The sequence below is a fragment of the Paenibacillus sp. FSL L8-0494 genome (assembly GCF_038003695.1).
Lineage (GTDB): Bacteria > Bacillota > Bacilli > Paenibacillales > Paenibacillaceae > Paenibacillus_AQ > Paenibacillus_AQ odorifer.
The window spans coordinates 4,323,070-4,347,067 of sequence record NZ_JBBOPQ010000001.1; the positions used below are offsets into that span (position 1 = coordinate 4,323,070).

Consider the following 23,998-nt stretch of genomic DNA (forward strand, 5'->3'; position numbering starts at 1 on the left):
ATAAAAAGTGGACAGTAGTTAACAGACTGGCGATAATGAGTCCACGGAGGTGTGTTCACATGGGAGAACATCGACAACGGTATAACGAAGAATTTAAAAAACAGACAGTGCAGTTCATTCAAGAGCAAACAAAGACAGTGGGCGACTTGGCGGAAGAGCTCAACATCCCAAAAAGTACCCTGCATCAATGGATGAGCCAGTATCGAGAACTAAAGAATGAACCGGCAGCTAGCGTGGATCGAGTACGGGAACTCGAGGCACAGTTGAAAGAAATGAGCCGTCAACTTCAAGAAAAAGATAACAAGATTGCCGATGTGGAAGAGGAATTAGCGATCGTAAAAAAAGCAGTGCACATCTTCAGCAAACCAAGGAACTGAGATTCCAGTTTATTGAAAAACATCGCTCCGAGTTTCTCTTGGAGAAGATGTGCATGACCCTACATGTGTCACGGAGCGGGTACTACAAGTGGCGGACAGAAAAAAACAGTACGCATATGCTTCGTAAGGCTGCGATAATGAAGCGAATTCAGTATCATTTTGCAGACCATCAAAAGCGGTATGGGAGTCCGAAGATCACCCGCCTGTTACATCAAGAAGGTCATACCGTTACCGAACGCACGGTGAGTGTGTACATGCGACATATGAAGCTTCGCTCCATTGTCTCCAAAACGTATCGCGTACAGACCACTGACTCCAATCATGACCATCCGATTGCCCCGAATACGCTGAACCAGCAATTTAAAATACTCAAACCCAATTCAGTATGGGTTACCGACATTACGTACATTCCTTGCCGGGGAGGGCGCTTGTACCTGGCTAGTGTGATGGACCTTTGCACGCGTGAAATCGTGGGGTGGCGCTTGGAGAACCATATGGAAACTAGCTTAATTTCGGGCGCCTTACAAGATGCTTACGAAGCTAAACAACCGGAAAAGGGTCTATTACATCACTCCGATAGAGGTTCTCAATATACTTCTCATGAATACACGAAGCAGTTGAAAGCGTATGGCATGGAGTCCAGCATGAGCCGCAGAGGTAACTGTTATGATAACGCCTGTATCGAGTCGTGGCACAGCATTTTGAAAAAGGAGCTCATTTATTGTAATCCACGATTCAAAACTAAGGAGCAAGCCTACCAGACACTTTTTCAATATATTGAGTTTTATTATAACCGCAAGCGAATGCATGGCGCGCTGGGGTATCTTTCTCCAGTTCGTTTTGCTGAGCAATTGACTAGAATGTCTGTTGCGTGACTGTCCACTTTCTTGACAGAGGTCCATTTCGTGCCATTAGTGACTATGCGGTCCGTTAGCATCCCAAATCTGGAATAAAACTGCGTTTAGAGTCATCTGTGTCCGATAGTTATCTTTGTACATGCAAAAGTAATGAAATCCAGCGAACAACAAAAAGGGTTGTCCCAGTAGCCATTTCATCATTTCATGGCTTATGGAACAACCCTCTTCTACTTTCTACGCCATATATCCTAACTCCGCTTCATCTCTGGAGGGGGCTTCGCCAATTAACTGCTTCAATAGTTTTTTCATCATTACCGAAGCTTTTACTTTGGTATGAAGACACGGAGAAACCTCTATTACATAGTTTCCTTGTTTGATAGCTTCCTTCAATTCTTCCACAGTTGAGCAGGAGTCTTGCAGACGATTCACAACACTGCCATACTGCAAACACTGATGACTGTCACTGCCAGCAATCACAGGCACACCCAGCTTCTCAGCAAACGGCGTGATCAAGTTTTTATAAGTCTCCACCCCCTGCATGTAAATATCCTTAGCGTTGAAATCAAAAGCGTCTAATCGCTGAAGCAATGCCGGATCCAGTTGATGTAAAGGCGTAGAAGTTCGGAAGGGGTGGGCTCCGATTTTCCAAAGATTATGTTCGTCGGCCATATCAAGCAACTGCTTAAAAGGTATGAAATTCCCCTCCTGTGTATGCTCATCTAGTAAAGCGCGGACAGCTAGAACATTCTCCTTTAGTCCGATCAACAGGATATGACCTGTCTCCGCGATATCCACTTCCATACCTGGAAACAGTTTAAGTCCGTTCACATCGTAATAATGCCCGTTATAGGGATAAGTCTGATCCAGCGCATCATACATCGCAAAGAAATTAGAAGTATTAAAATGCTCGGTCAATGCTATAGCCTGTAATCCATTTGCCTTGGCTTCGAACATCATCTCCGCAAAATATTCGGGGGAAAACGTAGATTTCTTAGATAATTTACCATGGGTATGCAGATCAATATTCATCATGTCTAATTCGTCTCCTTTGAGCTTGTAAGTTATGTTAATACACCAGTTCAGGGTAGAGATAACCAATACAGAATATCAAGATGACATAAGCAATGGATCCGGATAAAAAGTACCAGTCGGACCGCTTCATTTTCAAATAAGATAACTTGATCTTCTTCACTTTCTTATTATTAAGCCCGTAGCTAAATCCCCGAGTCTCAAGAGCTTCAATCGTTGTTCGAGAACGTTTAGCTGTGTTCAACATGAGCGGGTAAAATGCCAGAATCACGATTCGCAAATAATACGTTATTGTTCGCCAATAGAAAATTCCATGTTGAAGCGGTCGTTGCCCTCTCAATCTAAAGGAAAGTAGAATCTGATGGAATTCCTCCAGTAAAGTAGGCAAAATACGATAGCCATAAGATAAGCTGAACGCAAAGGTATCAGGGATTCCTAAAGACAGTAAGCCGTCACTAAGTCGTTCCGGATCAAGACTAGAGAAAACCGTTATACTCGCCAGCGAAATCACCGAAAGCTTAAGCGTCAGTGTCAGCATAGGCAGCAAGGATTCAATCCCCCCGCCGAAAAAGAGCGACAATATAAACATCCAGCCAATCTGGCTGATTAAGCCGAGACATAATATAAAAATAATATAAGGGCTGACCCGGGAGAGGACGGTCGTTAAAACCATAAGCACGAACATCCCTAACAGGATTGTCCGGTTATGTACAAACCAAGGCACGATGGCAAAAAAGAGATACCAGAGCAGCAGGGTTCGCGGGTCCAGCCTGCCCAGAAAAGTGCTGCTGCTGTTATATGCGGTTCCGAGTAACTCCAATTTGATTTGTTCTACAGATATACGGTCAAGTGCCCGTTTAACGGCTTCCATGGATTGCAGCTACCTCCTTCTTTTCCACTAAACTCACAAACTCTTCTAAGCTACTGCAAATTCTTGGGAGACCGAGCATACGACTTAGCTCCATCAATTGGGTCTGAGCCAGACCCGCACGCCGTAAAAGAAGCCCATCAGCGAAAATTTCATCCTTCGTTCCATCCGCGATTATCCGTCCTTGATGCATTACAATTATTCTGCTGGCCCATTCAGCGACAAGCTGCATATCATGAGTTGCGATGACTACCGTCTTCACATGATTACGAAGCGTCTCCAGCACATGTACCATTTCTTGTTTGGTCGAAATGTCCAGATTAGCTGTCGGTTCATCAAGCAGCATGATGGCGGGTTTAACCGCGGCACCAATCGCCAAGGATACCCGGCGCTGCTGCCCGCCACTTAGCAGTCGGGCATCCCGTTCAGCCAGCTCGCTTAAGCGAAACGCCTTTAGCATCTCATCCACTCTTTCATCCGTATCTGGTAATTTCCGCGCCTTCAGATAATAAGCGATTTCCTTACGCACAGAATCCTCGATAAACATTTCCTCCGGATTCTGGAATACGTAAGCTACCGTACCGGAGAGACGTTCAGGCGGCAACCCGTTCACCGTCATATCTTTAACCTTTACGGTTCCAGCTGTAGGTCTGACAATACCAGCAATCAGCTTCATTAATGAAGATTTACCTGCTCCGTTGTTGCCAATAAGAGCAATGGACTCTCCCTGCCGCAGTTCTAGCTGAATTCCATTCAGTACAGGATGCAGCACCTTATGAATCGTACGGTAAGAGAGGTGAACATTCTCCAGCTGAACGATAGAACTTTCTTCTTTTGCTGCTTTGGGGAGCTGCTCTTGAATTCGTCCGATTGGAAGTGTCTCCACATTAGCATCCTGACGAAGAATCATGCGGGTACTGCCTTCCTCAGCATTTAAGGGAAGCAGCTTTGTGTTCTGATCATCAGGCTGTAGCAGCCAAGCCGCCCGGGTCACATCCGGTGGGTAAATGCCCAGCTCTAGCAATTCTTCTACAGATGACAAAGCTTCACGAACAGGCTTCTGCCAGCGCATTTTACCCTGATCCATCAGGACAACATTTTTACAATAATCCGCAATGAATTCCGCATGATGCTCAATCACTACAATGGTCTTTCCATGCTCCTCATTTAAACGCTGCAAAATATCATAGATATGACGGGCATGCTGCGGATCAAGCTGGGCTACGGGTTCGTCGATCACCAGAATTTCCGGATCCATAGCTAGGGCTCCGGCCAGAGCGAGCAGATGTTTTTGCCCACCACTTAACTGCCAAATAAATTCATGCCTCAAATCACTAAGTCCGGTTAACGCCAGCGCACGCTCTCCCCGTTCCTTGTAATCCGTAAACCCATAATTCAGAGGTGTAAAAGACACATCATCAAGCACCGTCGGCCTTACCAATTGATTCTCGAAATCCTGATAAACATAACCGATACGTTTGGACAGCTCTGCTACACTTTTTCCATCCGCAGATTGGCCGCAAACTGTCACCTCTCCACTGAAATCACCAGTGTAATAATGAGGAATTAAGCCGTTAAAGCATTTGCAGAGAGTAGATTTCCCGGAGCCATTACTGCCGATGATCGCAATAAAATCTCCTTCTCCCAGTCGTAAGTCTACGTCTTGCAGTACTGGTTGTTCAGCTCCCGGATACGTAAAGTTAATTTTGTTCAATTCAAGAATTGTATTACGCATCTGCTTGACCCGCTTCCTGTCTTTTTCGTGCCGAACGCCGAAGCAGTGTAATAATCGCCGTTGCCGCTACTACAGCCGCTACCAACATACTGAGCCAAATCAAGGTCTTTTCATTCGATTCCGCTCCTGCAAGCTCAAAATCACCGAAGTTCCAGCCCGATTCCGATAACAATTCTGACCCCACCGCTACCATCACTAGAAAGGTTCCGGCAATGACCAGCTTAGGAGATAGCCACGCTCCTGTTGCATATTTCATATTCCGCTCACGTGGTTTCATGCCGAGCAAAGGTTCAATTTTCCCATATAAACGCGGAACCAGATACATGGTAGGAATCAGCGCGAACAAAATGCCGGAGAAGAGTACATCATTCAGGAACCCTACTCCCTCAATTACAACGATGCTTTCAGCCAGCCCTTTAACAGCCTCTAGCTCTTCTACCCCTACCCATACCTTCACAATATCTATAACGGAGCTAAAAAACTGGTGAATCGCCACGCCGGTAATCGCAGCCACTCCAACCTGTCTACGATTCTTCGGATCAGATACCATGCGGCCTGCGGTATACATCGCCAGTGAGAAGGTAATGAATTTCTCCAGCTCCCCTAAACCACCAAATTGGCCTAACATCAATTCCCCGAAGATTACCTCACCAACAGCTGCTCCGACCGCCGCATATAAGGGGTGAAACAACATACATAATGTCAAAGGAATGAAGGCGAAATATTCAATGGATAATTCAATCGGGCCCAGTTTGATCCCAGGCACTAGCTCGGTAAACATATTGGACAACCCGTAAAGCGACATCGACAGTACAAAAATCATCATTTTTTGTGACTGAGTCAGTGTGTAACGCGTTTTTATCGTGCTCATGAAATATTTGGCCTCCCAATAAGAATTTATCTTCATTATAAGAAGGCCATGTCATCACAGCTTTTTTCATTTGTTAAATGAGAGTAATATTTTTTTCAATATTTTTAACGTTGTAAAAATATTTACAACATATTCGCACGTTATATTCTATCTATCGCATCATCATAGGAGGATTGAGAGATTGTATAAAGATTGGAACCATCGCGCTTTTTCGCCTAATCAACGGATAATTGCCGACTTTATTCAGAAAAATGAGCAACGTGTGGTCTATATGACCGAACAAGAAATGGCAGACGAGCTGCATTTGAGCATTGCCTCCGTTTCACGGTTCTGGAAAGCTGCGGGGTATAAACATGCCAAAGATTTTAAAAACCGGCTCCGTTTCCGCTTTGAATCCACACCTTCTGTAAAAATGCGTGATGCCATGCAGCGATCAGACGATACCTCACTCCCTCAACTGCTGCTGGACAATTGTTCACATCATTTGCAAGAAACACGCCGCTATTTAAGTGACGATGTACTAAAGCGTGCAGTAGATGCAATATCAACAGCTCGGATTATTTATGTATACAGCCCTGGCCCTTGCGCCGGATTAGCCGAGCTAATGATCTATCGAATGGCGCGTTTTGGTCTTCAAATGAAAAAAATGGCCCCCAGCGGCCATGAGCTGCTAGAGACCTTAATGCATGCTGACAAACAAGATGTCTTGCTTGTCTTTGGATTTGTGCAAATACTGCCTGAGATTGAAGTCATACTGAACCATGCACGTGAAGTAAATTACCAGGTCATCCTGATCACAGATAGACTCGTCTACCCGCGATCGCAAGATGCAGATATCGTGCTTTATGCCGGGAGAGGTGAGGTTTGGGAGTTCCACTCCATGGTTGGCCCCACCTATATTATTGAGAATCTGATCCTTGGAGTGGGATTAGCAAACAGGGACAGTAGTCTAAGCAAGCTGGATAAATTGCAGCAATTGCGCGCGCAGTATGGGGGGAAGCTCCCGCGGAGTTAGGTTTAAATTTGACTGCAAGGTGAAGAAATATTTAATTCATTCCTAAAGCTTCTTTAATTTGTGGGATAGATAAACCGTTTGCTTTCATTTCTTTGATCCAAAGAATGCGCGCGACGGTTTCTTCTCTTTTATATCTGCGTGTTAAGTTCTCCTCTGCCTGTTCAAAGGGCAGCATGCCTTCTTCTGTGTAATGTTTGAGTGTACTATAACGAGCATTTGTGATTCTTACTAATTCCCCTATCGATACATATTCTGACGCCATAATATTCTCCATGGATCGTTGTCTAGACATTGATAACCAACTCCTTTACAGCGGGCGCTTCGGAATAAGACGCACACCTTGAATTGGCACTTTCATCATTACAAAATGTGGGATCGCATCGTAGAGCAAATTATCAATTTTAAGGGTCGCAATCGATCCTCTCTCCAGCACCTTAACTTCATGTCCATAGGACATTAATCTTGTAATAACTGCGTCTAACCTTTGATTAGAATTATCAAACCAAGACTCTGTTTCTATAAAGACAGCTCGTGATCGCTCTAGGGCAGGGAAGATAAGATTGAGACTACTGCCGATAAATGTCTTCGCAAACTTTGTCTTCAATGCTAAAAAACGTTTGATGCCTAACTCAATTCCATGGCGGATTTGTATAGGAAACAATGCCTTTGCCCATAAGTTACTTTGGTATAGATCATGTAGTTTGATATTCACCTGTTCTAATTCGTTCAGTGAGAAGAAATCTTGCATACATCCACATTCACGAAGTAGCCATAGCATACAAATGACCTCGTCCGTAACTGGGCCCTCTTCCAAAATCTCTGCGCGCATATTCTCTGTAATGCTCGTGTACGCCTCCATATTACTGCGATAGGCTCTAATTTCAACTTCAGCAGAATCAAAATACATGTCGCTCCCTATCAGGCTTGGTATATCTTCAAGCAAATTCATGGCTTGAAGATCATCTGAAATCGCGGTTTCGAACTTTTTTAATTGATGGTTAGACTTCCTCGAAGCCTTCTTTAACCACCAATTTAGGTCACCCGTTACCTCAGCACTATTATGAAGTATGGGTTGTAGAACAGTTTCTCTATAGGGTGTTGAATGAGATTGATCAAGTGCTTCCTTGTGCAAAGTTAACTTGTTCTCTGATGGTGTAAAACACCCCTCTAAGTAAAGCTCCAATATAACCGCTGCTGCCATGCAGCGCAAAGACACTTTCTTAACAGTAGTCATCTGAAGACTTCTCTGTGCATTAAGCGCGATCAATGAAAAACTTGGTGCTAATTTAAGATCCATCATAACCATCCACCCCTATCCATTAATTCGTATTTACAGGATGATATTTATTCCGTATGGTGAGCGTTTGATTTACTTACTACTTATACTTACTACTTATCACTTACAATACACCATCTTTACAATAATTGTCAATGGTCTGGAATAACGTAAAGAAGGCCCTGCCCATAATGGTCAGGCCCCGATTTTATAGACACTAAAAAAAGACCCTAGGCTATAAGCTGCTTCCGGTAATCAACCAGGGTAGCTTAGAAACAGGAGGATCAGTTCTAACGGGAATTTATGTAGCCAATGAAGCAATTGGAGCATCCGGCTGGTCTCAAAAAGAAGTCGACTTGTTAAGTTAAATAAAGAAGGCTGGCCATGTGAGCCTGCCTTCTTTATTCACTCGAATCACTCGGATCAATAAGTAAATTGGTTAACTCTAGATTTTCAACCTTGTCTTCTTTGACGACAAAGGCAAGGGAAGGATGATAGAATCCTTAGTCAAGCTTGGTACCGTTCACCCAATAGTTAACAACACCATCTACTTTCTTTTCGCTGCGGGATGCCTCAGGGATAGCTGCAATGATATCCTTTTCACTGCTTCCGATAACGATATTTTTATCCGTCCTAAGCGAAGAAAGAGAGCTAATCGGTATATCAACTACGCCTCCGACTGGCTTAATTTCTCACTACGGTAAAACTGATCGTCAAAATTATCTTTTTCATATAACCAGCGGATGTTAGGGGGTTCCCCCCACTTCCGTCATCCGTTTCGAATAAATTCCCGCTCCGCTTTTTTCAAATGCTTTAATGAATTTTCGAAAGAATATGGAAACTTAGTCCTAAGTTTAGAGAGTTTTTCAACATCTCCCATAGCGATAGCTTCCTTAATAGCAGGAACCAACTTCGCTTGAATAATGCCCCAACTTTCTGCCTGAAGAAGTTCGTCTATCAACATATGCGGTTTGGAATGATATTGTTCAATTTTTGTTCTCCTCTTCTCGATTTCTACCCTCTAATAGCTCTATCTTTATTTTTTCAAGACATAGCTTCTCCCTTAGAGTGTATAAGTTCATCCTTATGTTCTAATACTTCTATTATCATAGCAGCCCCCGTTCTGAATCCGAGAGTATAGGCGGAAGCGGATGAGATAGAGTTCTGCATGCCACTCAGATCCAAGGCTTGTTCAATCATAGTAAAGTCTTCTATAGATAACTTTGCTTTTAGGATGTCCATAAACTCTGAGATTAGCTTGGAGTTCTGTATATACTCGGGATCGCGTAAACACAAAAGTTCACTTGGACAGATTTTCCCGTAATATAAATCCTCCAAAAGACTCACCAGTCATCCCTCCCAAATCATCTCTTCAATCATCTTAGCGAATTTATCGCTAAAAATCAATAGCGAATAATTCGCTAAGATATGCTTGCCTTGGAGGTGTTTAGTATGTATCAACGTATCCGAGATTTACGTGAAGATAAAGATTTGACTCAAACCCAAATGGCAGAGTATTTGCAATGCAGCCAGAGGATTTATAGTAATTATGAACGCGGTGATGTTGATATTCCCACGGCCGTTCTGATTAAGCTAGCAGATTATCATAAGACGAGTACTGACTATTTACTAAACAGAACGAACCAAAAAACTCCTTACTCTAAAGTTAAATTAAAAGAATGAGTAGATATCGCAGTTTTCAAAGGATTTCATCCTTATGCTGATGAGCATTGTACACAGGAATCCGTAATTTACGCGCAGACAAAGATCTGACACAGCAACAAATAGAAGAGCTTTTACATATTACACAAGCCACCTACTCCCGCTATGAAAATGGAAATTTGGATGTTCCGAGCGCCGTTTTAATTACGCTAGCTAATTTCTATAAAGTAAGCATCGACTATATTTTAGGTCAGACAGATAATTCTAAATGCTATCCCAACAAATAATAATCCGCAGCACAAACAAGCTCCTGTGATAATCACAGGAGCTGTTCACGTTTAGGCTAAAAATAGCCTGAAATTAGGGGATCCTCTTAGATACCGCTCAGGCCAGCAAGGTACGGGCTACCTGATCCACAATGTAATTGATACCTGTCGGTCCGTAGCAGCCGATCCATGTAGCGGCATCTACCGGGTATATATACGGCCGCTCATCGGAATCCAACATCCCTCGCACGCTTTGCTCTGTCGCAGATATCCCCTCCTGCATCATCTCATTACTAAGTAAAAAATAATGGCTGGCATGCACAGCCGGCAGTCTATCAACTGTAATATGATAAGCCGTGTCGGAAGTGTCTGCGACAAATAGAGGAGCTGGCAGACCAAGATCCCGGTACAGCACGGCACCTGTGCGATGGGAGGCAGTATGCACCCGTACCAGCGACTCACGCGGACGGATCAAGGCCACGCTCTGACCCGCCAGCGCCGTTGAAAGCTGCTCAGACAGCAATGCTGTTCGGCGCAGGTAATCCGCAATAATACGCTCCACCTCTGTCCGCTTGTCCGTCAATTCACCGAACAGGCCCAGAATCGTCTGCCAGCTCTCATTCCGTTGAAACATTAGGGTTGGCGCAATCCGGCTTAACCGTTCATAATGCTGAGCATGCACCTCAGTACAGACAATCAAATCCGGCCGCAGCCGTTCGACAGCTTGCAGGTCCGGGTACTCATAAGTTCCGAGCATTTCCGTTGTCTTAAGCCTTTCCCTGATATATTGGGGGAATTTTAACGCTGCACTGCCCGTTCCTACACTCCCTGCCGGAGATATCCCAAGCGCAAGCAAATGGTCTGCATATTGAACGTCGAGTACGGCGATACGTCTCGGAGAAGCGGTGACGCAATATTCGCCTCGCATATGACAAATTACCGGGCCTTGCAGCGTCTCGTACGATGAGGCCAGGCGATCCGGCAGCCCAGAATATGCTGAGAGAGCACCGATCCCTGAAGCGGCAGTGCGCCTGTAGATCTGCGGGGGAACTCCATGATATTTCTTAAATGCCCTGCTAAAGTAATACATGTCGCGATAGCCCGTTTTTTCTGCAATTTCGCCGATGGGAGCATCCGTATGACGCAACATCCGCTCGGCACTCTCCATCCGCAGCTGGATTACATATTCCATCGGTCCTAGTAACTTCTCCTGTTTGAATCGCCGCTGTAACTGTCTTGTACTGCATCCGGCAAGCGCTGCCAGCTCCTTAAGCTCCAGCTCCTGACGATAATGCCCCGCTATATAGGCAGCGACAACATCCACCATATCCGCCTCTGTGCCTTTCTGACCACATTCATACTCCATAATAAGCTCGTAAAGCATTCCTTGCAGTAGCGCATTCGCATGGAAACGCTCCAGCCCTTCGCCCCGGCTCCATTTGGCTTCGATTTGTTCCGCAGTCTGATGCAGTTCAGCCAGGAGCACAGGACGGTGAACAAATGAAGTTCGTAATGGGTGATTGCGCTGCGGAAACAGAACATGGGCAGCCCCCAACATTGGAAAAGCCTTGTATATAATAACAGTATAATGAATGGTTTCTGATCCAGCAGTCAAAGTAAATGCTGATCCCTTGACTGCGTGACAAGCGAAATAGGCCTGGATATGGCAAATTTCGCCATTCATCACAAGCCTACCTTCCCCGCCGCCTGCCAGCAGCAACACATTGGCTGTTAATCCGGTTTCGCTCATAACGCCGCCGGGTGGCAAAGTACCGCTACGCACATCAAGCATTTTGATCGTTGTATCACTCCATAAACTTGCCTGTTCTTTCAGCGGCATTTCTCTCATCTCCTGACAATAGCATCCTCTGTTAAACGGGCGCACTCGAATAGGATTACATGCTTTAGTGAAAGCGCGTCCGCAACATAAGTGAGTGCGTTGCTGTTGTCATTTTAATTGAGATTCATTCTCATTGTCAATTTTCGGACATTTTCCGCAATATTCCGCCGACATCCTGTAATAAAAACAGCAGGTGATACGCTTGTTTTTTGCAACCGGAGCCAGGTCATTGTTCTCTGTGAACCGGGTAAACGGATTGCGTCTTGCGCCGAACAATTGTCCGGGAGCTATCCGGGTCAGGAAGGCAAAATCGGCTTGCATTCGTTGCCTCTCTTGCCCAAATTCACCTGTTCCAGGAGAATACAACGGGGCAATGCGTACCATAATATTCTCCCAAAGTACTGCCATGGAGACGGGACCAATTGCAGCAAGCGTGTGCAGCAGCGGCGCAAGACGTTCCGCGAAAATTTCCTCTACGATCTCTTCTCGCCACGCTTCCCTGTCTTCCGGTGCCGCCGTCGCTCGAAGCCCGTTCAGCGCAAGGAAAGGAAAACGCGTATCCCCTTTAAAAGCTGGGGAAGCCGGATGATAGAGGAAGCAGTTCTCCAGCGGGATGGAGACTTCCCGGTTATGAAGGGTCATAGCGGTCAGCATCGGCGCGATCCACAGATAACCGATCCGCTTGGCCAGCATGGAAGCGGCAACCTGCATATCAGGCGCACCGATATAACCTTTAAGCCAGCTTACATATTCGCGGCATGCAGCTTCTTCGTGCAACTGGCTAAGGGCAATTGTACGAACGTTGCCTTCAGGTAGTTCACCTACCCACAGACGGTATTCCTCCGCCATTTGCTTCCAGGTGGCAGACGACAGATAGTTGTCCATTTTAATGCGATCCCAACAGCGCTTCCGCGGTTTGATCTACAATAATATTGAGGGCAATTGGCCCATAATAAGCGATCCAGAGCGTTGAATTCACATTGTATACGCGGTTATTTTTAACGGCATCATGAGATTTCCAGACCGGACTGTTCGCCATTGCCTCTGCCTCTTTGGCAAACAATTCATCCGATAACAGGAAATAGTGATCTGCTCCAATATCAGCGATGGTCTCCATCGAAATTTCAACGGAGGTATCATCTTTGATCTCCTGAACGAATGCAGGGATATTCAATCCCAAATCCTCATAAAGAATGCTTCCGGTCCGATGTTCGGGACCGTGTACGCGAATACCTTCCGGTCTTGGGCGAATCAGAGCTACCGTTTCGTCGCCCAGCTTCGCCGACAGCTGCTCCCGCAGTCCGACGATTTTGTCCTCGTAGGCTTGACGCACTACCTTCGCCTCCGCCTGCTTGCCCGTTATCATACCGATGGTAGCCGATGTATCCCGCCAATCTTCATAGAAGTCGAGTACTATTGTGGGCGCAATTTTACTGACGCTGTCATACACCTGCTCCTGAAAATCGGTCATCAATATAAGATCCGGATTCATCGCTACAATAGCTTCAAGATTGGGCTCATCGCGTGTGCCCAGGACCTTCACATCACCCAATTGTTCACTTAAATATTCTGGAAACTTTGCATCTTTCGCTCCAGCTACAACGCTGCCTGCCGGATGCTCGCCTATCGCTAACAATTGATCGATGAATTTCACATCAAGCGCGGCGATGACCTTCGGCTTCTCAGTCAGCGTATATTCGCCCTTCATATGCGAGATGGTAACCGGGAAGGCTGCAGTCTGAGCCTGTGTCTCAGATGTAGGTGACGGCTCGGCTGAAGCAGATGGCAGTGCGGCAGTGCCCGCATTTGCTCCCCCTCCAGTACCGCAAGCCGTTAGCACAAGTACCAGCGCCATCATCCATATCATTAATAGTCCTGCTTTTTGGGCAGCATCTACCTTTCTACCGGTTGCTTGCCTCTTCTTTGTTCTTTTCATGCTGACTCCCCCTTATGTATGATAATGATTTTCATTATCAGATCAATAAAGTGAGTATAATCTATCTTCATACTCTATTTCCATGTACTTTTGCGACATTGCAGCAGGATTAATGCGACATTGCACACCATAGGAACGACTCAGGAGAATCGCGACTGACTACAAAAATTCCACACAAGCACCTAACTCCCTAATTTTAACAAAAATTTCTTTGCTCCAGTTCTACAAATAGCCAACACAGTCGATGGTAATCTCGCTCAATTCAAGCTTTTCCTTCTCCAGAAACTGATCATCGAGCAATCTGGCTACTTCAGAAATGGTTCTCCCATTGCACTCCCTGCTTTTTCCCAAAATGAAAAAAAGCATCTTTGTTTTACACAAAGATACCTTTTTTCATTAAAAGCTTATGGCTCAATCCCCCACACAAGCTGACCATTCATATACCCGGTGACCTGTTCATTGTTGATGAACTGACTGCTGGATGCCTTGAACGAATAATCATTAACCTGGTTGAAATTGGACCAGTCGGTTTTGGAGAAACGGGTTTGAATTTCTGCGCTCTGACCTGGATTAAGTGTTCCAGCCGAACTCGTGAAACCAATTTCCAAAACATAATCTGCACTGGCAACAGGAGTCGCCAGCTTAATGAAATTGCCGGTTAGATTCGCATTTCCGATGCTGGCCCAGTCGATCCAGAAACTCTGATCTTTCTCGCCATCAATCGTATAGTAATACCGGACCTTCACATCACTTAGTTGAATCGCTGAATCACCGGTATTGACTACTTTGATTTTGGGTGAAATCCCGTTAGTGGAGGCACTTGTGTTGCCATTAAAAGCTTGGACCGTCAAATCTCCAGTGGGTACTGGAACACTGCTATCCGTTACGTTCACTGTAAGAACAGCATTATTTCCTCCATTAAAATGAAAGGTTAGGGTATTCTGTCCCAGCGGAAGCGTGGAAAGATAGGATTTTTTCAGAACAACAGCAGCGCTTGATGCCGTATAATCCTGACTCGCTAAAAGTGTGAAATTTCCATTTGTGATACTTGCAAGCTGGTGTCCATTTAAGGTAAGGACTACGGAAATATCCTGGGTTAGATTCGCCGCTTTATCAAATGCAGCGCTCACGGGCGCAATGGATGCGCTTGGCGTGGTATCGACAATTTTCACTTTTAATACGGGATCTTGTCCTTTATTAAAATCAAAGATGATCGAATGCTCGCCAACCGGCAGTGTCGCCAGAAATGCTTTTTTGAGCATTAGCGTATTTCCACTCAAGGTATAATCCTGAGTCTCTATTAATGTATTTGCGCCTGCCCGGAGAGCGGTTAACGTATTGCCGTTTAAATTCACGGTGATGGCTTTGTCACTCTGATTGGAGGCATTTTTATCAAATTCGACGTTTGCAGGTGTGATAGACGCACTTGGAATTGGATTGTTAACCTTCAAATCAGGTAGCTCATCGAGCGTGATTACATAATTGCTTTGGTACAGCGTTGTTAAGGTAGCCGGATAATTAAAGGCGGAACTCATGAGATGCTCACCATACCACGGTAAGAAATAGAGCCAGCCCGATTTTTCCTCTGTCAGATTTTGAACGCTTGGAACGGTGTCGTTCTCCGTCATGGCTACCATTTTCGTACTGCCCGTTAAATCAACAAGCTGATAGAAAATCGAGGTAATCGCGTCCTCATTGGGCACACCAGACAAACCGTCATAGCGGTTATAGATCGTGTTGTATTTATCATAGCCTACAATATCCACCTGATCATCGCCGGGATACCATGCGGGAGAAGTGCTGTACACGTAGCTGTTGTAGGTCCAGATCAAATTGTGCAGACCGTACGTTTCTGTAAGTTCAGTATAGAGCAGGTCCCACAACTGCTTGTACACCTCCGAGCCTGCCGAAGCCCACCAGAACCATGCACCTTCTCCATTCAATCCACCGTTGCCCTCCGCCTCATGGAAGGGTCTGAAGATAACCGGCACATTGTTATTTTGCAGAATCTGCAGTTGCTCCGCCAAATCCCCAATGGCCAGTTGTACATATTGGTATTCTTTCGTACCTGGAACTACCGCATTGGCTGTATTAAAATTGGTTTCTGTCGGCTTGTAGGTAGCTTTCTTCCAATCTACAAATTCCCCGAGCTGATAGGCGGTGAAATCTCGGGGCACAGTGATATGCCAGCTGTTTGTCGCGATCCCGCCCCGGTTATTCACCCAATCGATCATCCGGGCGGTCGTACCATCCTCCCAGCCGTAAAGCGGATTGTAATTCATCAGATCAAATCCGCGGATCGCCGGATACTTTCCCGTTAAATTGTGAATCCAATCAAACTCCAGCTCGGAATTGCCGTCATTTCCGCCTCCGTAAATCTCCTGCTGGCCGGAGATCATATGATTGCCGTAAACCTCCGTTAAATAATTCATCAGAAGCTGAGTTTCCGGAGTCGCTTGAGTATCGCTGAGGACAGGTTGCACATCCAGGGGATCAAGATCGGCATAATCCACAGTGAAGGTATCAAAATAAGCGAAACCCCAGCCAGCCTTCAGTTGAATAGTGTTGCTGCCTTGATTCAGCTTGTGATAGCCAAAATCGAAATTCGACCATGTGGTCGTATAGGGCAGCATATACGAACCCTTCGTAACGCCGTTAACGGCTAAAGATTGAAGCCTGCCGTCAGCACTGAGCTCCTGCATATAACGTGTGGAGATCGTATATATGCCGGTTTCTGGGACAGTCACTGTGAAGGAAATTGTACCGGAATTCTGCATCCAGACAAATCCGCTTCCAGAGTATCCGGGTTAGGGCTGTCCGTAAATTTGGGTCGTCACTTGAAGATCGGAGGTGAGCTGAGCGTTTTCGCTTTCAATTGTGAAAAGTGCGTTGTCTGCATGAACGGGCGGCGCTGTCATCAATCCAAGTAGCAGAGTAAATGCCAGCATCATTGTGATTGCCTTCTTGAGCAAATTTTTCATTTTCACCTTTCCTCTCTATGTTAAATATGGTAAATAAAAGTTCAATATGCCATCTCTTGGATGCGCTTTCATAGATAAGATAGCATATATTCCATATTTTGTAAATCTACCAAATTGAGAAAATTTCCACATGCAAAAAAACTCCCACCAATATTTATTAGGAGGAGTTAAATAACATTGATTCATACAGACTACTCATCAATGACAGGTACGTGTGGGTCAATAAGTAGCTGTACCCAATGATAAGAAGACGGGCTTGTTGTCGCGCTTGGCGACTTCAAAAACCTCTTCCGGCCAGAGGAACCCTTTATCCAGGTTATGGGCGTGTTACAGCATGGCGGTGATAATTCCATCCAACTCTCTCCACACTATCTATCTTTCCATCATTTCTCTGCTCAACCTTCTAACTGGTCCAATTTGCTTTTCAAACATCAAATCCCAGATATCTAGACATTCCTGTGCAATATACTTCAGCTCAGAAAGCTTGCTTCCAGAAGTTTCATCATACAATCCGATGACTAACTTGGAGATTTCATCTTGAACTCCCCATAAACCTTCATATCTCTCAACTTGATTGTCAATTAGATGCCTACTCATTGACAAAATAATATCTTTGTATTTTATTATTGACTTCGATTGCTTCTCCAAATAGTAAACAAAAGCATGCAATATTCTACGATTTAGGTTAGAGTTCATAATCTCTATCAAAAAATCCTTATCTCTATCTAAATTTATCAAATTATCATAAAACAATCTTGAAATAGACATTTCTAAATCTAAAGTACTTGTTTTAAATCTACGTATAATATTTTTAGCTAACTGATTATATTGATCATTATTAAAATATAACATGACCATGTATAGAACCTTTTCAGCTTGTAATTTACTCATATTATCCACATCTTCCATTTCAACCTCGAAATTTTCTTTAAGAATAAACATTTCTGATAAACAATAGGCTCCTATCTGAATTAATTCCTTATCCTCAGAAGCATAACATTGCTTAATAATTTCTAATACTCTTTGACGATATTGAGGGTACAATAAAAAGAGCATATCTTTTGTACCATGAAATCCTGCTAAGCGATAATCTTGTTTTAATAAGTTTATAATCTTTTTAGATGCCCATTCTCTATCAATATTATATGATGGCCATAACGCAAATAAACTTGCCAATCTGACTGCTGGATTTTGATCCACCACCAATTTCTCAAGCACATCTTTAAACTCTCCAAAAAAACTACTATCTTTCCATAACAAATGTGCAATTGAGCGAGCTGCTTTTCCTCTAACACAATTTAATGCATTACTTTGTAACATATCGAAAGTACGCATATCTTTGTCTTCATTACTGGTAACATTTGGTTTGCCAATTTCCGGATTTTTATGTTTAATCGTAATATCTTTAAGAATATCTAATATCTCCTGTGACCAGTCCACTTCTTCCCGATTTTCAATAATAGTACAAATGTAACTTGCCCTATATGATGTATAGTCATATAAATATTTCAGTATCATTGCTTCTAACAATTTTAGAGGCACATTCACTAAGTTACTGCTATGTGCTACTCCACTAAATAATGAATCAATATAAATATCCATAATAATTTCGTCATGTGAAAGCATCAACTTTATCATTCTTACAGGTTCTTTAGAAACAGCATCACTAAAACTGCCTGAAAATGATTCAATCGAGTTTTCCAAAAAACCCCCTGAAACTTCTTTCCAATTATGATGTCCACGTTTATCATTTAGCTTCTGGTTAGTTAATATACCTAGCCATTTCTTATTACTTAGTGTTTTACCTGCTATGGAAGATGTTACCCATCCACTATGTCCATTCGAATACCTATATAAGGTTGTTTCATTATTAAATTTACGGTTTAAAACGCGAGCCAAATCTTTCGCTTTGTTACTCAGTCGATTGTATGGAAGAACCTCTAGAATTTCTTTTTGAAGGTCTCCCCAAAAACTCCAATAAAGTTTATAACCTTTATATTCTTGATTGTATTGAATTCTACGTTTATATATATCTGTCGCTCGTGGTGATATGTAACCAATCACCTTTTTTTCTAACATATCAAATACATCTTGTTTGCAATGTTCGGAATGTTTTTTCAAAACTTGTTTGGCTAAGAGCAATTCATCACCATTACCACTTGTTTTTTCGAAAATATTATTATCAAAGCTACTACATAAATATTCAATAATAAAATCACTGTATAAATACGGAAATTTATATAATGCATCTAATATTATCTCATTAAAGATTACTTTACCTGTTCCAATATATTCTTTGTATCGTTCTAGGAACACCTTCGGGCTCGCATTAATAATTGCTGCATTAGCTTTCTTAAGAATCTCAATACTTGTCCTTTCTAAACTTCTACTATGAGCACTTCTTCCAGACCAATCACCAAAAGATAAGATCTCATCATTTGAAACTGGAATATATGGTAACAATATATCAACTACCTCTTGTCCATTTTTTATGAACACTTCAGAATCTTCTTGCAAAAATTCCTCTGCATACCTATAGATACTTTGGCCATTTTTTCCAAGCTTGTTCTCCAATAAAAATGCAAACACTCTTATTGTTCTTATTTCACATTTTTCAAGCATTGCCTTAATATCAAGATATGTATCAGCCATTTGTGGATATTTGTTATAAAATTCCATACGCAATTCAAACATTTCATCACTATCTTGGTTAATATCATGTGAAAAACATCGAGAAAATTTATCATCATCTTCTTGAGATTGAAATGCATGCTTCAAAATAAATTCAACATCTTTTGTTTCATAATTTGGTGCTAAACTTATAAAAAGATTTATTGCAATATTCTTCTTCTGAGGAGTACTAAACCATTTCTCTAAAAAGCCGTAATCTCTAAGTAGTCTGATGTATTGTGGTCTTGAGTATACAACATTGTTTATTATATGCTCACCATATAATTCGTTTTCACAATTTTCTACTATGTAACTCTGGATATTTTCGTCTAGAATATCCAACTGATTTAATATTTCGAAAAAGACAAATTTCACACTGTATCTAATTTGATCAGAAGCCAACATTTTCTGACCTGCATTTAGAAAATCATCGCTATCAAGCTCAAGTAAATTTTGAAGGAGCATTTGCACCTGATATCTTCTTCCAGGAGTTTGCTTCTCTTTATTTCCAATAACCTCTAATATATCTCCAATTTCGTAATATTTAATTAGCATCTTTTCAACTAAAAAACAATCTAGTATAGATTGATGAGCGAATGAAACCTTATCATCTTGTACTACCAGGAAACCATTGGAAGACAAGAATTCAAGACATGAATTATTGACGTTTAAGATCTTTATGGGAACACATATCCGTCCGGATTTATCAAAATTATTTATTAAATCTTCCTTTGACCTATTCATATCTGTTTCACTTAGTCCTAACTCAAAACATTTCCTTGTTAACTGTCTCCACCATTCAGTAACTAAATGATTTGCAGTCGAACATTCATTATACGCGTTCCCCTTGTCTAATTTATCCCAAATATATATATTGCTTGGAATACGAAGTATTTCCTTTAATTTACCTGTTAAGTTTGCATATCCTGATCCTATAACAGCCCTTACTGTTTCATCATTTAATTCATTGACTTGAATTTTATTCCATTGAATAAGTTCGCTAATTTTTCCAGAAGTTTTAAACAAAGATTTAATATTATTATCATTTTCCAGATCATATGTTCTACATACAAAAACCACTGAAATTTTATTTTCTCTTTCAATATTTAATCGCTCAACTTGATTTATAACTTGAGCGCATACTAATAAAGCATCTTTAGAGTGTGCTTGAGTCCATCGTAGTGCATCTAATTGATCCAAAATAATTACTGCTTTTTCAGTTTTAGACACACTATGAATACAATGAACTATCGATGCGGGCAACCCTAAATCGTTCCCCCATTTTTCTGCATTTCCACTTGGAGTACGTTTATCTAATTTTATTGCTAAATATGGTATAGCATTTTCACGACAATAACTAATAACATCCTCCGTACACCCGCTTTTTCCTCTTCCAGCTTTTCCGTGTATCAATAATGAATTTCCTAATTTAATTTCATTTCTACATAGCAAAAATTCAGTTCTATCAATCATCTCATCCTTAAACGGAATAAATACTGAACTGAATTCTCTATTTAACTCTTCTATTCTAGGTAGAAGGCGGGAATCATTAGCAAGTTGCTTGAGTTTAATGCCTTTTTCGTTGAATAGTTTAAATAACACAAATTGGCTTATCTTACTCCCCCAAATATTACCTTCTACTATCCAAGAAACCAAAGTATCATATATTTCTTCTTCATTCCCAATGAATAATAAACTAATTTTAGATATAATTAATTCTTTAAGTTCTTTGTCCGGGAATTGACGATAAGTTATCCTTTTTAAGTAGGAAATACATTTAATAAGATCATTATCTTGTTCAGGGTTTAGATCCATCGCCCTGCAAAAGTTTCTGAAGAAACCTCTTACCTCTTTGCTAGCAGTAAGTATTTGATTATTATAAAAATCTTTAGGAATATCATTAGTTTTCATTGCTCCATCTATTGTGTCCTCTAACAAAGTGAACACTAAAGGAGATACTAGAGATACCGTATTTGTAATATCTCTGTCTAAATGAAATTTCCAATTTTTAAATATGCCCTTAGCATTTGCAGTTCCAAATTCCCAGTATTCCTTACTCCCACTTCTTCCTTTGCATTGTTGCCCTTCTCTAATACCATCCTTTCTACCAATCCATATATCAACGCCCTGCTCATCATCACCGAGGGCTTCTAGAATAAAGTAATCAATTTTTTCATCCAATACCTGAAGTATTTGGTATACTGCCCACCTAAATTCAAATCTATTGCCGAGTTTATCTCCCCTACCCCCGGATGGATATGGCATATATTAATACCCCCAAATTAAAATTTATGTATAATTCAAAATAAATTCTATATGACTAACCAATCATTCAAAAAATTACCATGCATCTATTCTACCATTTGAGATACAAATTTTAAAGAACGCTTGTTTGTATCTAAACCAAATCAATTCAATTCTTAATTATAACTTTGTACTCCCAATGATTAAGCCTCTGGGACTATTTCCAGAGGCACTCTTTTCAATCTATTAAATAACCCTAGTAAAGACGATTTCACCTATAACAAACCGTCAATTCTACCCGATTCCCTTCCCGATTATACACAATCCGCTCCACCAGCTTCTTCAAAGCTCGATTCTTCTCTTCACTTGTCACCGCAGCGCTCCACAACTCTCTATACTCACCTATCCGCTCATATATCTGCTCCACAGTTGGATAATTCCCTTCATCTACTACAACCTTCCGCAAATCCTTCAAATCTTCCTCCTGTTTCTGTATCTGCCTAGACCGGATAGCTTTACGTTCCAAAAATACCTGCTTCGTTATCATGTCCTCTTCATACGATTCATGCAGCTTGTCCAACGCTCGCTTCTGCTTCTTCAATTCCTGCGCTTTGACCTCGATGATCACTTGAGTATCATTATACCGACTGCCATGCATTTCAATCTCCCGCAAAATGTTTGGATCAACATGAATAATCCGATCATACAGAGCATTGAAAAAATCAGCATCCATTACCTTGCCACGCTGTTCACATTTGCTTCCATCTTTGTACTGGTGATAGCACAATGCACTCCAGTGCTGCCCCTGCTTCTTGTTCTCTCCCACCCGGAACCTCATCCGCGAACCGCATTTCTCACAATAAAGCAAGCCTGACAAAGGAAAAATGTTACGTCTTGAATTGGGATTCAACATGCGATTCTTAAGCAGCCGCTCCATAATCGCTTCATGTTCTTCCGGCGTTTTCAGCTTTTCATGTGTTCCCATGACTTTAATCCGCTCTTCTTCGGGTACAAGCTCCACCTGACCACGCTTGGAACGGGTTTTTCCATAAGTAATGTAACCCAAATGGATTTCGCTTGCCAGCAACCGTTGAACCGTAATATTTGACCAGCCCTTGTTCTTTCCATCCGGCTTAATGTTGTATGGCGTGGGTATCTTGTTATCCGTCAACCAAATGGCGATATGACCAAGGTTTGTTCCATTCAAATACTTTTCAACAATCGCTCGATAAATCGGACGCTTTGTTTCATCCACCAATACCGACCTTGTGTTCTTATCGTAGTAGTAAGGAAACGGTGGCTTTCCGTTTGTTCACATGCCTTTCTTGGCTCCAGCCTCTTTGCCCTGCTTCATTCTTCGCTTAATCGTTTTGTACTCTATTCGGGCAAAAATAGACATGAAATCAAATGATACATCGTCATTGTCTATTTCTAGATCGTATATCTTGTTTGGTGTGATAATGACCGTTTCTGAATTTAAGAATGTATCTTTAATGAGTGCCCAATCCTTGTTTTCTCCACGCCCTAAATGGTCAATATCCATGACCACTACCCCATCATAGAGCTGGTCTTCAACATGCCGAAGTAACTTCTGCATTTCCTTACGGGAGTCTATCTTCTCACCAGAGGCCACTTCTTCATATAGCCTATAGGTCCAATTTCGATTCTCGACCAAGGTCAGAAGGGTATCCCTATGCTTCGAGAGAACGTCTTCAAACTCACCATCGTCCCGTGATTTTCTTAAATAAACGGCTACGTGTTTAATTGTTTTGCTTTCCATAATAGATTCTACTCCAAACTTGTTAAATTTTTGCCGCCATCCAAGTAGAATGTTGGGCATTTTTGATGACACATCATCGAATATGACAACTGTAAAATTTTGGAGGCACATACCAATGAAAAAATATGAATATGTAATCAAGGAAAGTAATCAGCCATCCGACAAAGCGTTGCGGCAATTTCACTATAGTCATATCTGTATGTATTTTCCTTTAAAGCTGTTATAAGATGTACTAGCGATTAATCTTACGATTTGATGATGAGAGGAAACTGAACAACATATGCCTTACATTGATCGAAATGGTATGAACATTTATTATGAATATCTTCACTCTAACTCTCTTAACCAACAAATAGACACTATCATGATTATCCACGGAGCGGGTATGAATTTACGTTCCTGGGATTTGATTGTTCCTTATTTGCAGCAACACTATCATATTCTACGCTATGATTTGCGTGGACATGGGTTAAGCGATAAAGGGCCAAACAAATTAACTTGGAGACTGCTATTCGAGGACACACTTTTTCTGTAGAACAGCTCAATATTTCTTCTTTTTTCGCCGTTGGTCATGGAGCAGGAAACATATGT

The 23,998-nt window shown here is 42.2% G+C and carries 19 protein-coding genes and 1 pseudogene; 6 read left to right on the forward strand and 14 right to left on the reverse strand.

The features are described 5' to 3' along the window. The first annotated feature begins 59 nt into the window (after positions 1-59). Entirely contained in the window at positions 60-377 is a 318-nt protein-coding gene (locus NYE35_RS19660; RefSeq protein WP_036683594.1) for a transposase, read from the forward strand. A gap of 11 nt (positions 378-388) precedes the next feature. After that, on the forward strand, positions 389-1,252 hold the full coding sequence (locus tag NYE35_RS19665) for an IS3 family transposase (protein WP_341122440.1): 864 nt from the start codon (positions 389-391) through the stop codon (positions 1,250-1,252). 216 nt (positions 1,253-1,468) lie between these two features. On the opposite strand, the gene NYE35_RS19670 is transcribed toward NYE35_RS19665, so the two are convergent. From NYE35_RS19670 to NYE35_RS19685, 4 genes are read right to left on the reverse strand one after another with little or no spacing between them, the layout of a single operon-like run. Next, the gene (locus NYE35_RS19670; protein ID WP_326047664.1) at positions 1,469-2,266 is read right to left on the reverse strand and encodes a PHP domain-containing protein; all 798 of its coding nucleotides are present in this window, start codon (positions 2,264-2,266) and stop codon (positions 1,469-1,471) included. A 34-nt stretch (positions 2,267-2,300) separates the two neighbouring features. After that, positions 2,301-3,134, reverse strand: coding sequence for an energy-coupling factor transporter transmembrane component T family protein (locus tag NYE35_RS19675; protein ID WP_038572018.1), 834 nt, complete (start codon positions 3,132-3,134; stop codon positions 2,301-2,303). Then, a complete protein-coding gene (locus NYE35_RS19680) occupies positions 3,121-4,866 on the reverse strand; it encodes an ABC transporter ATP-binding protein (RefSeq protein ID WP_052097114.1) in 1,746 nt (581 codons plus the stop codon). Before NYE35_RS19680 ends, NYE35_RS19675 begins: the two co-directional genes overlap by 14 nt. Beyond that, entirely contained in the window at positions 4,859-5,737 is an 879-nt protein-coding gene (locus NYE35_RS19685; RefSeq protein ID WP_076143825.1) for a cell division protein FtsQ, read from the reverse strand. The genes NYE35_RS19680 and NYE35_RS19685 overlap by 8 nt, the downstream gene beginning before the upstream one ends. Positions 5,738-5,918: 181 nt before the next feature. Between NYE35_RS19685 and NYE35_RS19690 the strand changes: the two genes are divergently transcribed. Continuing rightward, the gene (locus NYE35_RS19690) at positions 5,919-6,752 is read left to right on the forward strand and encodes a MurR/RpiR family transcriptional regulator (RefSeq protein WP_036688639.1); all 834 of its coding nucleotides are present in this window, start codon (positions 5,919-5,921) and stop codon (positions 6,750-6,752) included. A 31-nt stretch (positions 6,753-6,783) separates the two neighbouring features. On the opposite strand, the gene NYE35_RS19695 is transcribed toward NYE35_RS19690, so the two are convergent. From NYE35_RS19695 to NYE35_RS19705, 3 genes are all read right to left on the reverse strand, one after another. Next, entirely contained in the window at positions 6,784-7,044 is a 261-nt protein-coding gene (locus NYE35_RS19695) for a helix-turn-helix domain-containing protein (protein ID WP_036688642.1), read from the reverse strand. Positions 7,045-7,059: 15 nt separating this feature from the next. After that, positions 7,060-8,052: a hypothetical protein gene (locus NYE35_RS19700; protein ID WP_341121913.1), complete on the reverse strand. Its 993-nt coding sequence runs from the start codon at positions 8,050-8,052 to the stop codon at positions 7,060-7,062. A gap of 1,020 nt (positions 8,053-9,072) precedes the next feature. Then, entirely contained in the window at positions 9,073-9,375 is a 303-nt protein-coding gene (locus tag NYE35_RS19705; RefSeq protein ID WP_076100341.1) for a DUF6809 family protein, read from the reverse strand. Between the two features lie 105 nt (positions 9,376-9,480). Here NYE35_RS19705 and NYE35_RS19710 point away from each other — a divergent pair, with 105 nt between their 5' ends. Both NYE35_RS19710 and NYE35_RS19715 read left to right on the forward strand, forming a co-directional pair. After that, positions 9,481-9,711, forward strand: a complete 231-nt coding sequence (locus tag NYE35_RS19710) for a helix-turn-helix domain-containing protein (protein ID WP_341121914.1) — start codon at positions 9,481-9,483, stop codon at positions 9,709-9,711. Positions 9,712-9,758: 47 nt separating this feature from the next. Beyond that, entirely contained in the window at positions 9,759-9,977 is a 219-nt protein-coding gene (locus NYE35_RS19715; protein ID WP_341121915.1) for a helix-turn-helix domain-containing protein, read from the forward strand. 97 nt (positions 9,978-10,074) lie between these two features. On the opposite strand, the gene NYE35_RS19720 is transcribed toward NYE35_RS19715, so the two are convergent. From NYE35_RS19720 to NYE35_RS19750, 7 genes and pseudogenes are all read right to left on the reverse strand, one after another. Continuing rightward, positions 10,075-11,796, reverse strand: coding sequence for a helix-turn-helix domain-containing protein (locus NYE35_RS19720; RefSeq protein ID WP_076275215.1), 1,722 nt, complete (start codon positions 11,794-11,796; stop codon positions 10,075-10,077). Between the two features lie 108 nt (positions 11,797-11,904). Further along, positions 11,905-12,681 (reverse strand): IucA/IucC family C-terminal-domain containing protein, encoded by a 777-nt coding sequence (locus tag NYE35_RS19725; RefSeq protein WP_076100332.1) that lies wholly within the window; start codon positions 12,679-12,681, stop codon positions 11,905-11,907. A 1-nt stretch (position 12,682) separates the two neighbouring features. After that, the gene (locus NYE35_RS19730; RefSeq protein ID WP_036688650.1) at positions 12,683-13,732 is read right to left on the reverse strand and encodes an ABC transporter substrate-binding protein; all 1,050 of its coding nucleotides are present in this window, start codon (positions 13,730-13,732) and stop codon (positions 12,683-12,685) included. Positions 13,733-14,136: 404 nt separating this feature from the next. Next, positions 14,137-16,713, reverse strand: a pseudogene (locus NYE35_RS19735) (glycosyl hydrolase). A gap of 372 nt (positions 16,714-17,085) precedes the next feature. After that, the gene (locus tag NYE35_RS19740) at positions 17,086-21,648 is read right to left on the reverse strand and encodes a hypothetical protein (protein ID WP_341121917.1); all 4,563 of its coding nucleotides are present in this window, start codon (positions 21,646-21,648) and stop codon (positions 17,086-17,088) included. A 250-nt stretch (positions 21,649-21,898) separates the two neighbouring features. Further along, positions 21,899-22,882 (reverse strand): recombinase family protein, encoded by a 984-nt coding sequence (locus NYE35_RS19745; RefSeq protein WP_341121918.1) that lies wholly within the window; start codon positions 22,880-22,882, stop codon positions 21,899-21,901. Between the two features lie 57 nt (positions 22,883-22,939). After that, positions 22,940-23,407 carry a recombinase family protein gene (locus tag NYE35_RS19750; RefSeq protein ID WP_341121919.1) on the reverse strand — a complete coding sequence of 156 codons (468 nt, stop codon included), beginning with the start codon at positions 23,405-23,407 and terminating at the stop codon, positions 22,940-22,942. Positions 23,408-23,771: 364 nt separating this feature from the next. Between NYE35_RS19750 and NYE35_RS31460 the strand changes: the two genes are divergently transcribed. Continuing rightward, positions 23,772-23,942 carry an alpha/beta fold hydrolase gene (locus NYE35_RS31460; RefSeq protein ID WP_445321972.1) on the forward strand — a complete coding sequence of 57 codons (171 nt, stop codon included), beginning with the start codon at positions 23,772-23,774 and terminating at the stop codon, positions 23,940-23,942. The last annotated feature ends 56 nt before the right edge of the window (positions 23,943-23,998 follow it).

What these genes read in the sequence shown, in the direction of transcription:
- NYE35_RS19660 (WP_036683594.1), top strand. Translation starts at nt 60, where the DNA reads ATGGGAGAACATCGACAACGGTATAACGAAGAATTTAAAAAACAGACA.
- NYE35_RS19670 (WP_326047664.1), bottom strand. Translation starts at nt 2,266, where the DNA reads ATGATGAATATTGATCTGCATACCCATGGTAAATTATCTAAGAAATCT.
- NYE35_RS19675 (WP_038572018.1), bottom strand. Translation starts at nt 3,134, where the DNA reads ATGGAAGCCGTTAAACGGGCACTTGACCGTATATCTGTAGAACAAATC.
- NYE35_RS19680 (WP_052097114.1), bottom strand. Translation starts at nt 4,866, where the DNA reads ATGCGTAATACAATTCTTGAATTGAACAAAATTAACTTTACGTATCCG.
- NYE35_RS19685 (WP_076143825.1), bottom strand. Translation starts at nt 5,737, where the DNA reads ATGAGCACGATAAAAACGCGTTACACACTGACTCAGTCACAAAAAATG.
- NYE35_RS19695 (WP_036688642.1), bottom strand. Translation starts at nt 7,044, where the DNA reads ATGTCTAGACAACGATCCATGGAGAATATTATGGCGTCAGAATATGTA.
- NYE35_RS19700 (WP_341121913.1), bottom strand. Translation starts at nt 8,052, where the DNA reads ATGATGGATCTTAAATTAGCACCAAGTTTTTCATTGATCGCGCTTAAT.
- NYE35_RS19710 (WP_341121914.1), top strand. Translation starts at nt 9,481, where the DNA reads ATGTATCAACGTATCCGAGATTTACGTGAAGATAAAGATTTGACTCAA.
- NYE35_RS19720 (WP_076275215.1), bottom strand. Translation starts at nt 11,796, where the DNA reads ATGCCGCTGAAAGAACAGGCAAGTTTATGGAGTGATACAACGATCAAA.
- NYE35_RS19725 (WP_076100332.1), bottom strand. Translation starts at nt 12,681, where the DNA reads ATGGACAACTATCTGTCGTCTGCCACCTGGAAGCAAATGGCGGAGGAA.
- NYE35_RS19730 (WP_036688650.1), bottom strand. Translation starts at nt 13,732, where the DNA reads ATGAAAAGAACAAAGAAGAGGCAAGCAACCGGTAGAAAGGTAGATGCT.
- NYE35_RS19740 (WP_341121917.1), bottom strand. Translation starts at nt 21,648, where the DNA reads ATGCCATATCCATCCGGGGGTAGGGGAGATAAACTCGGCAATAGATTT.
- NYE35_RS19750 (WP_341121919.1), bottom strand. Translation starts at nt 23,407, where the DNA reads ATGGAAAGCAAAACAATTAAACACGTAGCCGTTTATTTAAGAAAATCA.
- NYE35_RS31460 (WP_445321972.1), top strand. Translation starts at nt 23,772, where the DNA reads ATGATTATCCACGGAGCGGGTATGAATTTACGTTCCTGGGATTTGATT.